This is a genomic window from Polaribacter cellanae, from assembly GCF_017569185.1.
GTDB lineage: Bacteria > Bacteroidota > Bacteroidia > Flavobacteriales > Flavobacteriaceae > Polaribacter > Polaribacter cellanae.
Genome location: NZ_CP071869.1, coordinates 2,205,776 through 2,219,114, shown reverse-complemented (window position 1 = coordinate 2,219,114; position 13,339 = coordinate 2,205,776). Strand labels below are relative to the sequence as shown.

Here is a 13,339-nt window from a genome sequence, read left to right as displayed (position 1 = left end):
GATGAATATTTCCAAAGCTATGTTACATAATTGGGCATTATAGTACATTCCTTTAATTCCTGTACTATAATACATTTATGTAAAATAGCCGACTGCTACCATAGCTTGTATTGAGCTTGACGAAAGGTACTTGGTATTTGTTAATGCTTTGCTATCGCAAACTGTACGCAAGAAGTTTACATTTTAAAAATTGTCGATTTTCCTCGCTTTTTCCAGCCTCTAAATCGTCAACTTTTAAAACGTTTTGATGAGAACTTACGTTTTATTTTTAGTAGAAAAAGAGGTGGCTGATGCGTGGATTTTCTACTAAAAATAAAATGACTTGTTTTTCATAATATTGTTTGCACGAGTTGTACAAAAAAACGAGCAAAGAAGTAAGACAAGCTTTTTCGCTTGACGTCTTTTTGCGAAGCTTTTTTTTGTACAAATTCGGAGCGTTGGCTTACGTAGTAAAAATTAAAGGATTCGTAGTGCGTGGGCAGAAGTGGCTGTAAAAAAGCGTTGGAAGAGCGGCTATTTTACATAATAGCAGTTATAACTACAAAATAAATTATGCCAGCGTTAGCGTACTTTTGAAGCGCATTTTGCTATTATAACTTCTATTATGTAACTTAGCTTGGGGTAGATTTTATGGCAGATTTTTTGTTTTTGAGCGTGGGCAAACAGCTCTTTGGAGTTGTGAGGAACGAACAAGCTACAATGTGCTGTTTTATGCGTTGGTTTACAAAAAATATGACGTAAAAACTACAGAAGTGATGGCAAGCGTGGGCTGATTCTGATTGGTTTTTTTGCGAGCTTGTGACGTTGAACAAGCGAAGTTTTTATCTTATTTCTTCATTCTTTTTCTTGCTATTTCTGGATTTCTTCTTGTGTGTAAAACTCCAAAAATTACAATTCGTTTTTGCTGTTCTTCCACTAAATAAAAAATTGCATAAGGAAAACGAGTGACTAAAGATTGTCGTAATTCTTTGTATTTTCTTTGATAATGTTGTGGATATTCTCCAATATAATCTATCTCTTTATTGACTTCTATTTTAAATTCTTCTCCTAATCCTTCTCTTTCTTTGTTGTACCACTTTTTTGCTTTTTTTAAATCTGTGTGTACAATTGGGAGTAATTTAATGCTATAACTCATTTACCAATTTTCTTTTACAGCTGACCAATCTAAAACATCATCAGGATTTTCTTTATAGCTTTTTAAACGATTGTCTAATTCTTTTTTGTGTGCAGTTGAGATTTCTTGGTGTTCTTCTTTTTCTTGCTTTAAAACACGTTCTAAAGTAGCCATAATGCTTTCTTTTTCTACATCAACTAATTGTTGTATAAAATTGTATTTTCTTAATTGCAAGTCCATAACTGTCGTGTTTTTAGCATAACAAATGTACAATTTTTGTTCCATATTTTTTCTATGAGATTGGATGGAAGTTGTTAACGATTTCGTGTAAACTTTCTAAATCGTCTTGTAAGTATCTTTCTGTTGAACTTATATAACGATGTCCAGCTAAAACCTGTACTTGTCTTAAATTGTATTGTTTTAACCAGTTTGTAATTACTGAAGCTCGTATTTGATTTCCATTATTTACTTTATGATTTATCTTTTTTAATTTCTTTAAAATAAATTGGATTGTATTTCCTAATCTTGCATTGTTTGGTATAAATAATCGTTCATTTTCCATGTTCCATTTTAACTTTATTTCTTCTCTAATTTCTTTTACATATTCTAATAATTCTATGACTTGCCACGATTTTAATTCTAAGGTTCTTGCGTTACTTCTTGCACCACTTTTTATATAAATTTTTCCTTTGTATAGCTGTAAATCTTGAATTTCTAGTTTGATGAGTTCACTTGTATTTAAACCTTGATAGACTAATAAACCAACTATTATTTTATTACGTTTTGCTGTTAATTTATGATAGCTGTCTTTGATGTTTTCAGTTTCGTAAGAATAGTATAAATCTTCTAATTCGTCTGCTTCTAATACGTTGTAATTGATGGTTCTTTTTACACCTTTAATATTGATATTTTCTATTGGATTGTCTATTCTATAATTTTCTGATAACAGATATTTAAAGTATATTTTTAAGGTTCCTATTTTATGCTTTATTGTCTTTTTTGTGGTATTTTTTCTTTGTAAATATTTGATGTATTTTAAAAATGTTTTGTAATCTATTAGATCTGGAGTTGTATGATTTCTCTTGCACCATTTTACAAAGTTTTCTGCTCCTTTTGTGTAACTTTCTATCGTTGTTAAACCGTAACTTTCTTTCTGTAAATAACTTCTATAATCATTCATTTTCAAGTGTTTTAAGCAAGTGTGTGTAAATTTGTGTAGATTCTAAAGAACTATGGCCTAAAAAAGTTTTGATGTTTTCTAACTTTACTTCGTGTTGCAATAAATGAGTTGCAATTGAGTGTCTTAATGTGTGAAGTGTGATTCTCTTTTCTGCTATTTCTTTGTTGTTGGTGGCTTGTACTATTTTCTGTAATCTGTTGGCTAAACTCATTCCATTTAAACGAGTTCCTCTCTTACTAATAAATAAGGCTTCACTTAAATATGCATCTTTAAATTGCAATCTTGCTTCAAAAATATAATCTTCTAATAGTTCTGCATTCTTTCTGTTTATAGGAACAAAACGCTCTTTATAATTCTTCCCTTTTCTAACAAATATTCTTTCTTTATCAAAAAATATATCATTCGTATTTAGATGTACAGCTTCATTTCTTCTTAATCCACAACTGTATAAAACGACTAAAATAGCTTTGTCTCTTAATTTAAATTTAGTTTCTGTATGGCTAAATTCTGTTGCTTTAAAAAGTTCTTTTATTTCTGATTGTGTTAAGATATTTAGCTTTTCTTCTGTTGGGTTTTTCTCTGATTTTAAATGGATATTTATTCCTGTATGATTGTGGTTAGTCAAATATTCTTTGAACTTTTTTAAGGCTTGTTGATGTTTGTTTAAATAGCTTTTACTTAATCCTCCACTTTGTCTTTCGTTGGCTCTTTCTTGCAGATAATTGTAATAATTTTTTACGGTTTTAGTAGTAATTTGATTGATGTTTTTAATGTGGTTTTGTTCCAGATAATAGAAGAACTCTTGTAAGTGGTTTGGCAAGTAATAGACTGTACTTTCTGCATAGCCTAAAATGTCTAACCATTCTTTATAATTGGCAACAAATAGTCTATAACTCTCGTTTTGTAATTTTAGTTTCTTCATTTTTTTGGCTGTAGTGGCTCACTACTTTTTTCATTCCCTTGACCTTTTTTAAGTTTTAATGGCGATGTAGATTTAAGTTTCTTTTATTCAGTATTTTAACTTCGCCATTTTAATGGTGGCGAACTTATGACGAAGTGGCGAAGTTGATGTTAGCAATACAATCTTGTAATGATTTATCTATCTGACTTTTAAGGTTTGTATATTCCTCTATATCCACAATTTCATAATGATACATTTTACCTTTTTCTGCTTTTACTTTTCTAATATATTGTTCTGCTAATAGTTGCTTATTGTATCTTCTTAATGTGGTTTCTTTTAATCGTAGTTTTCTTCTGATTTCAGAACTTGTAAACGTGGTTTGTTTATTTTCTTGTAAATAGGCTTTTAGATTCTCTAAATGATTTCTAATTGCTCCTGTAAGTGTGTCAGATTTTCTTAATAGAACTTCTATAATTAATTCGTTAGCTTCTTTAATATCTTCGATTGTGGTTTCTATAAATACTTCTCCTGTTTCTTCATTTACTTGTTGCTCTCGCTGATATTGTTTGTAAAATGTAATTGCTTCTATAAATTGTAAATAGTGGCTGTTGGTTCTTCTTGGTTTAAAAACCGATTGTGGCAACTCTAAATATTCTGCAAATGGATTAATTACTTTTATGGGCTTTAAAACTCGTTGCACATCTTTTAACAATTCTCTTGATTTGTGTTCCTGGTCTTCGTTTATTTTTCCTGCACTTATAAGCCTTTGGTAATTCATTATTCTACTATCTTGTTCTTGACTTTCATCTATATACAGTAAAAAACTTCTATTAGAATTATCTTCGTAAATGCTTTCTTGTGTGGTACAACCTGCAACAGATACAGGACCTTCAACTGTTAAATGGATGGTTTTTGTATTTCCTCTTGCGTCTTTATGAACAACTGTTTTTGTAATTCTCTTTTTAGATTGTAATTCACGAAGTGGATAGAGTACAGATTCTGCTCCGTCTAAATCTTCTATTAAAATAAGTTTGTGTTGTAATTCTGTTCTATTGAAGTAGTAAAAAGCGTTTGCAGATAATACTGTAATTTCTACTTTATCTTCTTCAGGTATCAGTTCTGATACTTTAGATTGTAGATGAGTTTTCCCAACTCCCGAACTTCCTAAACTGATACAATGCAATGGATTGTTTGTTTTTCTACTTGTAAAAATTAAATACATTAATAATCTATTTACTTGTTCTCCAATAACTCCAGCTTTACCAATCAATTCATTTGTTTTTGGTAGTAAATCCTTTCGTTTTAAGAACTTTATAGCTTCTCTTTCTTCGGTTGCAGATAATTCTTTAAAATAAGGTTTATGCGCTTCTTCATATTGTTGTATAAGTAAAAACCTATAATTTTCTAATTCTTTGGTTACTTCTTGTAATGTTCTTCTAACGATACTTGTTCCTACTTCTAATCGTTCTGCTACTTTCCTAACAAACTTTTCTACTTGATTATCGTTGTATAAATCGAGTGTATGACGTAAAATGTTTTCTTGTTTTAGTTTTTGGATAGATAACGTAATTCGTAAACTCTCTAGTTTATTGGTCTTTATTCCGCCTAAAATGTGAATTTCTAAATGTTTTGTGATGTATTCGTAGTTGTTGGAGTTACTTGTATCTAACATTGTTAAAAAGTTTTAATAATCATATTTGACTACAAATATATACATTTTGTTTATTTATAAATATATACTTTGATTATTATTTTTAACAGTATTACATTTTATGTCTATAATTAACTAACTTTGTATATCATTTTTGATGTTTCATTTACTAATTCAGTACACTTATGTCGTTTGGAGATAACTTAAAAAAAATACGTGCAGAGAAAGATATTTCGCAAGGAGACCTTGCTAAAATGATAAATGTACACGCAACACATATTTCAAGATATGAACGTAATTTAACATCACCAACTATTGATGTGGCTAAAAAGATTGCTGATGCGTTAGAAGTTTCTACAGATGCGCTTATTTACGGTTCTAACGAACAGATTATAAATAACAAACTAAATGATGAAGAACTATTACAATTATTTCATAAAGTGCAAAAGCTAGATGATGAAAATATTACAAGCGTAAAAGCAATGCTTAAAGCGTTTGTATTTCAAAAAGATATTCAAAAACAACTCGCATAAAACTACCCTAAAAAACCTGAATCATCTATTTCTAAAACAGTATTATCTTCTTGATAATTTCTAGCACTTGAGTATTTCCAATCAATTGCATCCGTTACAAAACCACTTGCTACTGGATTATTATGGATGTAATCTATTTTTTGTTTGATTACTTTTTCGCTCCACAATTCTATAGGTTTATTATGATGTTGCCAAAACTGATATTTACTGGTAGTTGCATTCTTTTTTCCTGCTCTTTTAAACATCCATAATAACCATTCTTTTCTACTTTCTTGTGGATTACTTTCTATAGATTCTATGACTTTTTTAGATGTATGACGTTTAAAATCTCTTAATAATTCTGATGGTTGTTCGTTAGCACTTCTAAAGATAAAATGGATATGACTTGGCATAAAACAATAACAATATAATTCTAGCCCTTTCTCTTTTCTACAATAACTTACACTGTCTGCTAAAACATCAAAATATACTTGTCTTGTAAATACATCTAACCAATTTATAGTCGCAAAACTTGCAAAATATAAACCTGCTTTATTATGGAATTTATATTTTCTACTCATAACAATACTAAAATACAAAAAGCTACGCTTGTAGCATAGCTTTTTGTTCTTATTGTTAACGGTACTAGCAAATGCTAGCACTAGCGTGTGCGTGACATACTAGCGCCATCTGGGGTTTAGAAATAGCGTGTGCCAGGTTGTATCATCAACTAATCTGTACCATTACCAGAAAAAGCATCATTAAAAAAAATTGTAAAAAAGCAAAGAAAATGAATAAATACAATTTTCTTAATTCATTTTTTATTACACTATTTTTTATTTTAAGAAGCTGAAAAAAGTTTGTTATCTTATTTTTCTTTGCTATTCTGTTAATTTTTAAAACAGAATATAGTATTAAGGTAACAGCTATTAAAAACGAGGTAATCATTAATATTATCATTCTTCTTCTTCATTTTGATTATTTATTATATACATATAACCACTAATATTATCATAATAAGATTGTAGTTGTTCTTTTGAAAAACTTGTTGCTCCTTCATTCGATTTAAGAAAATCTTTGGTTATGTCTAATATCCCATTAAGAGCATTTCCATATTCCTTATTACCTTTAAAGGTATCTGTAATAAAATTTTTAATCTCATCTGAAGAAAGTTTTCCAATTGTACCTGTATTACTCAGATTTAAATACACACCAAGACCTATTCCTGGGCCAGCAGAAATTGTAGCTCCAATATATTGATTTTTAGGTGCAGTAAAAGCATCAATCCAATCTTCTCCATCTGAAGTAAAAGAGAAATTTATTTCACCTGCTAAAGATATAACTTGTCCTCCAAATAAGCCTACTTCTGCACCAGCTCCTGCTAAATCGTCAACTGTTGGAGCTGCACTAATACTTACACCTACTCCTGCTCCTGCTCCTGCTCCGAAGAATAATCCCGCTCCATAAGAATATTGTAAAGCTACATTACCTTTTACATCAGCAGCTAGTTGAATAGAAGCATAACCTCCAACAGCGCTTCCACCTCTAACTTCTCCATTTAAAACTACTGCCTCTAATCCCTCTAATTCAATTGCATCTATAACTCTATTTTCAGAAAAATTATACGTCCCATTGTGAACAAAATCTTCAGCTAATGGGTCAATATTAAAAAACCTCCCTATCGCAGGGTCAGCATTTCTCCATTTAAAAGAAGACCAATTCAAATTTAAATCTTCTTGTAATTCTTGTCCTTGGAACCCAAACTTCTGCGCGGTACTATTCCCATTAGAACTTACCACATTATTGTATCCTTTATGTTTTAAGCCAAAGGGATAGTAGTTACTTTCTTCTATAATTTCAGATTGAGTAATACTACTATTTTTGTTAGCATCACTATAAGACAATCTAACGTTTCCTAAATGATCTTTATATTGATATACATACTTCCAAACATTTCCAGTAGTTCCATTAGGAGAGGCATACCCTTCTGCATGATTAAAAAATTCTAACGTTTTAGTTCCAGTACCTATTTTTTTATAAATAAAATTTCCAGCATATTCTGTGAGTTTCCCATCAGCTACTTTACTTTGTTTTACTCCAGTTGCATCATATTTGTAAGTTATTGTTCCTCCTGCTAAGGTAACACTTTTTGGTAAATTTAAATGATTGTAGCTTATTGAGGTAATTCCTTTATTTGTATCAGTTAGCATATTTCCATTAGCATCATAACTGTAATCATTAGAGCTATCAGCAGTATTATTTAGGGCATCATCTTTAAAGCCAAATTGATCATTTGCAAGTGCATCGCTTACTTTCATTAACTTATTTCCACTGTCATAAGAATATGTTAAGTTATCCATTTGTCCGAAAGAAGTGTAGGAAGAATTTAAATGACCATCTCTTTTTAAATTTTTAATGTTTCCATTTTTATCATACACAATTCCCCAAACATCATATCTTCCTGTATTATCATTTGCACTTGTAATTCGATTTAAAGCATCGTAAGAATATGAATATTTATTACTAATCGTGTTTCCAGATGGGTTAGCACTTGTTGTTTTCCATAAGGTTTGGCTTATATTCCCATTATATAAAGCAGTTCCTCCTGTACTTGGATTGTTATAGTTAATTTCAAAGCCAAATAAATCGCCTGATGCTAATGAAACTGAAGTATTACTGGTATTATTGTCGTTGATACCTCTCAGCCACCCTCTAACATTATATTTATAATTTACCGTTTGCAATCTATTAGTATTGCTAGATTTACCTCCAACTCCTTTAGTTATCAGCTTCCCTAAATCGTCATAGGTATTTTCCACAATCGTCTCAGTATGTGTCCCAATGGTTTGACTTTGCTTTTTTAGTCTGTCCATATGATCGTATGTCAAATCATCTTTAATAATTATCGTAGAGGCGATATTATCTCCTGTTTTAGAATGATGAGATTTTGTTTCTAAAACTTTGCCAACAAAATCTAATTTACTCTCTACAATATCTATGGAGCTTAAATATTCATTTTTTGAGTAAGTATATATTGATCGAGCCTTAGCATCGTAATAGCTTACTGTGGTAATCCATTTTGTTGGGTTTGTATCTAAGATTTTTACGCGACTTCCAGTAGCCAGTCCTTTTACATTACTTGTTGATGTAACGCCATTTGTGGTGACAGATATTCCAGCGCCAGCTCTATTAAAGGTATAATTATCATAATAATTAACAGTTAATATTTCTAAATTTGAATTTGGAAAATCGCTATTCGAGTAATAAGTTCCACTGTAACCTGTTCCTGATGTTACTTTTGTCTCATAGTTTTGAGCTTCACTTTTGTTTTTAAAAGTTGTTTGCATGCTTGTCCTGCTTGACAAAGAAGCATGTGTATAAATTCCTGTATATATAACTCTACCTAATTGATCGTATTTGGTAAATAACCATTTTTTAGGCGTTCTTTGATTAGCATCTTGAGTCAGCACAGGTCTGTCTAAATTGTCATATATAATATATTCCCAACCTTTTCCTGGTATTTTTTTCTCAACCAAACGATTTCTATGATCATATTTGTATTGATAACATAATTCTGACAATTTTGTTGAATTTGGTTTAGATGTGTTTGCCTCTGCTTTAGGAGGTAAAACATAGGTTAAGTTTCCAAAATCATCATATACGTAGTACGTATCATGTTTAGCCTGTTGCTCTCCAGTATCAGCAGTGTCTCCATCTCCATTTAAATCGATATCTGCATAAGTTCTTTTTAAAACAACTTGACCTTGTTTATTTTTAAACTCTTCTGTAGTATGATTTTTAGTGGTGCCAGTATGGTTTTCATCTTTGGTTATAGTTTTGTATAATTGAGAAGCTTTGTAATAACCAGAATTAATAGATGTATTTAATTGTAAAGTAGGAGTGTAAGTATTGTTTGAAAAAGTAGTGGTCACATAATACTGTCTTACCTCTGTAGCTGTATTGGTAGCATATTCAAATTGTATGGTATGCCCAGCGCCCACTTTCCAATCTTTTCCTGGAGCTGCCTGTTCTAAAACTCGGTTTAACGGAGATTTGTCAAATACTTTTTGTGAGTAGGCATTTGTATTAGGTACTGTAACTCCTGCAAAATCTTCTGCGTATTTTGTTTTGTAATAGTGATTTGTAGTGGTTGCTAAATCTCCTGTCCTGTAAAGTCCATTATTAGTTGTAGCTGCAAATGGTAAATATTCTTTTGCTTGACGCCCGAATGCATCGTATTCGATATGAGTAACAATGTCTTGTTTTTGCCCTCCAGCTCTTATAGCTATAGATTGTTTCGCTCTTCCTAAACCATCGAAATAAGTGACATTTTCAATTTTCTCATCATTTGAAAGACCAGATACATCTGTGGTTGCTTTTCGTGGTGTTATTGTGTAAATGTAATTCTCGTTACTTAAGTTAGTTGTTGGATTCGGTGTTGGATTTGGTGTTGAACTTCCAGTAGATGACCCTATAACAACGTTTAAAGAGACTGTTTTAAAAATAAGTTCTTCAAATTGCTTGTCTACAATTAAATATGTTATCGACCCACTCCCAGAGGCAGTCCATTTTATTTGAATATTTGTATTGGATTGACTTAAAATAACCCCCTTGGTAACTGCCCAAATACCTTTTTGATTTAAGTTTATGGCAGGAGCGGGGCTTAGCAAGTACGTTTTAATATCATTTACTTTAACAGAAGTAAGACCAGAAATGATAGGAATAGGTGTTGCTGGATCTCCCGGACCCCCAGGGCCTCCTGGTCCAATAGGTACCACAGGGTCATCATCAAAAACGGTTAAGTTTGTATCTTGGGCGCTTGTAATAAAACTAAAAAATAAAAGTGTCAAACACAATATAAGTAGCTTTTTCATATCTTAGTTTTTATAGTTATATTCATTCTCAGTTAATATCTTGCCAGCAGCATCTTTAACTTGTTTTAGGCGGTTAAAGGTATCATACTCATAGTACATCGTATAGCCTCTCGGATCTGTAATACTAGTAACTCCAATTAAAGGGTCGTAAGTGTATGTAGTAACTTGAGCGTTGGGGAGCAAAGCTCTTACTAAACCTAACTTTTCTCGTAATGTTTTCTCATTACAACTCTCTGAGTCTAAACATCTACTAGTATCACTATTTGACGCTAAAACTGCATTGTTTATAGCTAATTGTTGAGCGGAAGTGAAGCTAGTGTATCCTACAATTTTGGCAATGGGTTTTGTTTGTTGATAACCCCAAACATAATAAATTTTTAAACCATCTTTCTTGCTAACCTCTGTAGGATTTCCCTTATCGTCATAATCATGATAAACTATCCTGTCTTCAAATGTACTTGTTCCTTTTGCAGTTTGGACTAAGTTAGGTAGAATAACATTATTGCCCCAGTCTTTATAAACAATGTAGTTAGCAGATAGTAATTTTTTTAATCCAGCTTTATCTTTATACATTTTAGTTTGTATAGCTGGTACTAACATAAAATTATCTTTTAACTTATTGGTTACCGCTGAAGTATTTTCAATCGTATGAGGGTATTCATATTGAGTTTCAATTTTATTATTGATAACACTCGTATTACTAATTTCTTTTTTTAACAAAAAGTGTTCTTGCTCATATTCATAATCTGATGATGAAGATATAACTAATTGACCATTTTTATATTTTTCAGTTATTGTTTTATGAATAGCGCTTTTACCTAAAAGTATATTGTAATTAAAGGCAACAATTCCTAACCCTCCTTCATTAGAATCTTGAACATAGACCTGTGCTTTTAAAGCTTTAATTATCTTTTGTTTTAGATTTGTATAAAGATTTTTCTGTCTTAAAACTAGTGAATAAGCATTGTTTTCATAACTGTAAACTTCTTTTGATTCTAATCTTCCTTGTTGCCATTGAGGGTAAAAAGATAGTTCAACATTTGGATACGGAGTATGAAGTATAGGTAGCCCTTGAAAATCTAAAACAGAAGGCTTATAATTGTAAACTGTTTTTCCTGATATTCCTTGTTGACTATTAAATTCTGTGACCTTAGAGTATTCTACTGGAGAGCCATTATTAGATTTTATATCAACCGGGTCTGAACTGTAATTTTCATATTTATAAGAAGGACGTACACCACCAGAAAAAGGGCTACCAGGAATAGAGACTGATTGAGTTTTATTATTATCGTATTTGTACAGCATTTTTCCATCCCCTGCGTAAGCTTCTCCATTATAGGTGTATCTTTTTATCAGAGAAGGGATGTCGGTAACATCATTAATAAAATGTTTTATAGACTTTATGCGTAAACCTCCAACTGGAATTGAAACATTGTTTCCATCTTTAGCATAATGGGGTTCAAAATCAAATTTAACAATTCCTTTTGTTGGGTACTTTATTTCTTCTAACACTGCAGCTTTCATATGTACTGAACTAGCTTTTCTATCTGAAGTGAACGTTTGGTTAAAACATGAAGGAGTTTTATAATATGTGGCTTCAGGAACTAAAGAACTATTGGATGTTTTTCCATTATAATATCCCCAATAATCTTGAGCAGTGCTATTTCTTTTAGGTAATTGTCCAGAATTATATTTAAATGAATATTTTTTTTCTTCTACATTATTACTACTGTTAAAGACAATTTCTTTTAATTTTAAAGATTTGGTTGGTGCATTACTACTTAAAGGTTCTATAAAGTTCCCAAATGTAGTCCTATTAAAATAATGATTATTGTCTAGAATTATACTTTTGATTTTACTATAGGTATTTTTAATTTTATTATAAATTTCAATGCTTGATAATCTGTATTCAGCACTATCTTCTCTATCTTTAACAGAGTTGAATACTATTTTTCCAGACTTAAATAAGATTTCCTTTAAATATTTAGATTCTCTACTTACACCTGAGTAATTTACTTTTAAAGCAGTACAATCGCCAATAGTATTTGAACTTACATCAGAACTTAATTGATAACCGTCTATTATTTTACTAAATCCTTGTGAAAAAAAACTTTCAGGATTAGAGTAACTCTTATATTTAAAACTAATTGTATCTAATTTATTCGCCGAAACAATCTCAGTTAAATACCAAGAAGAAATGTAGTTGGGATTTATGTAACTAGTTGTACCTGATTGAGTAGAACTAGAAGGAATTGTTTTTTCTGTTACAGAATTTCCTTGAAAATCTTTACCAAATTTATACAATATACCGTCTGGAGTAGTTATGCTGATGTCCCCCCCATCATAATTATTGATATTTTCTTCAATTTTCACTGTTTCATAAGAAGATGAATATACTTTTCTAGGTATTCCATCTAAAAAAAAACCTCCAACATTACCATTAAAATTGTAAATAAATTTATCTGGTTCTCCATCTTTTGTTTTAAACCTAACAAGTTTATCTAAATAGATTTTTTTATTTAACTCACTTGGACTCATATAGTTTTCATCGATAAATAGACTAAACCAATAAGGGTTAGCATTTGGGTTTATCCATCTTGGGTCATTTGTCATTGCTAAAGGGTCTCCAAAATACTGATAATCAACAGCATTTGGGGCTGGTGGTCTATCAACATACCCGTCAGGACTCCCTTTTACAGTTCTAGTAATAACACCTCCTGCATTTAGACTCCAGCCTAAACCTACACTCGAAGCTCTGTCATTTACCTTAATTCCTGAACTATGATAACTAATAGAGATTGGTAAAGTAATAGAAGAAGTATTTAAGGTATACAAAGGAACTGAAATGTTAACAGTGCCAGTATTTAAACTTACAGGATAATCTGCATATTTCCCAAGAGAAGCAATATTAGGAGACGAAGGTGCGTAAGAATTCAATTGAACAGGTGGGGTTTGAGCCTTTGAAAAAATGGTGATTAGTAGCATTAAAATAAAGCCAGTTATTTTTTTCATAATTTTTTATTTATGTAATCAAAAATAAGGAAATTTTCTAAAAAAATATTAATAATTGAGATACTGTTCAGAAGCTATTTGAGAAAGTATCAAGC

9 protein-coding genes are annotated in these 13,339 nt (G+C 30.9%); 1 reads left to right on the top strand and 8 read right to left on the bottom strand.

The genetic code is table 11. The annotated features are described in order from the left end of the window. Positions 1-826 precede the first annotated feature (826 nt). The 5 genes from J3359_RS09900 to J3359_RS09880 all read right to left on the bottom strand — a co-directional run bounded on the left by J3359_RS09900 (position 827) and on the right by J3359_RS09880 (position 4,867). The gene (locus tag J3359_RS09900; RefSeq protein ID WP_208076754.1) at positions 827-1,135 is read right to left on the bottom strand and encodes a type II toxin-antitoxin system RelE/ParE family toxin; all 309 of its coding nucleotides are present in this window, start codon (positions 1,133-1,135) and stop codon (positions 827-829) included. After that, positions 1,136-1,399: an addiction module protein gene (locus tag J3359_RS09895; RefSeq protein WP_243765891.1), complete on the bottom strand. Its 264-nt coding sequence runs from the start codon at positions 1,397-1,399 to the stop codon at positions 1,136-1,138. Positions 1,400-1,406: 7 nt separating this feature from the next. Then, positions 1,407-2,294 (bottom strand): tyrosine-type recombinase/integrase, encoded by an 888-nt coding sequence (locus J3359_RS09890; protein ID WP_208076753.1) that lies wholly within the window; start codon positions 2,292-2,294, stop codon positions 1,407-1,409. After that, positions 2,287-3,216: a tyrosine-type recombinase/integrase gene (locus tag J3359_RS09885; protein WP_208076752.1), complete on the bottom strand. Its 930-nt coding sequence runs from the start codon at positions 3,214-3,216 to the stop codon at positions 2,287-2,289. The genes J3359_RS09890 and J3359_RS09885 overlap by 8 nt, the downstream gene beginning before the upstream one ends. A 124-nt stretch (positions 3,217-3,340) precedes the next feature. Next, positions 3,341-4,867, bottom strand: a complete 1,527-nt coding sequence (locus J3359_RS09880) for an MTBMA_p00010-related P-loop-containing protein (protein ID WP_208076751.1) — start codon at positions 4,865-4,867, stop codon at positions 3,341-3,343. Positions 4,868-5,031: 164 nt separating this feature from the next. On the opposite strand from J3359_RS09880, the gene J3359_RS09875 reads away from it, so the two are divergent. Further along, positions 5,032-5,379: a helix-turn-helix domain-containing protein gene (locus tag J3359_RS09875; protein ID WP_208076750.1), complete on the top strand. Its 348-nt coding sequence runs from the start codon at positions 5,032-5,034 to the stop codon at positions 5,377-5,379. Between the two features lie 2 nt (positions 5,380-5,381). Here J3359_RS09875 and J3359_RS09870 read toward each other — a convergent pair whose 3' ends face one another. The 3 genes from J3359_RS09870 to J3359_RS09860 form a co-directional block, all read right to left on the bottom strand. Beyond that, positions 5,382-5,939, bottom strand: a complete 558-nt coding sequence (locus J3359_RS09870) for an REP-associated tyrosine transposase (protein WP_208076749.1) — start codon at positions 5,937-5,939, stop codon at positions 5,382-5,384. A 375-nt stretch (positions 5,940-6,314) separates the two neighbouring features. Next, positions 6,315-10,232, bottom strand: a complete 3,918-nt coding sequence (locus tag J3359_RS09865) for a DUF6443 domain-containing protein (RefSeq protein WP_208080526.1) — start codon at positions 10,230-10,232, stop codon at positions 6,315-6,317. Between the two features lie 3 nt (positions 10,233-10,235). Then, positions 10,236-13,244: an RHS repeat domain-containing protein gene (locus J3359_RS09860; protein WP_208076631.1), complete on the bottom strand. Its 3,009-nt coding sequence runs from the start codon at positions 13,242-13,244 to the stop codon at positions 10,236-10,238. Positions 13,245-13,339: the final 95 nt, after the last annotated feature.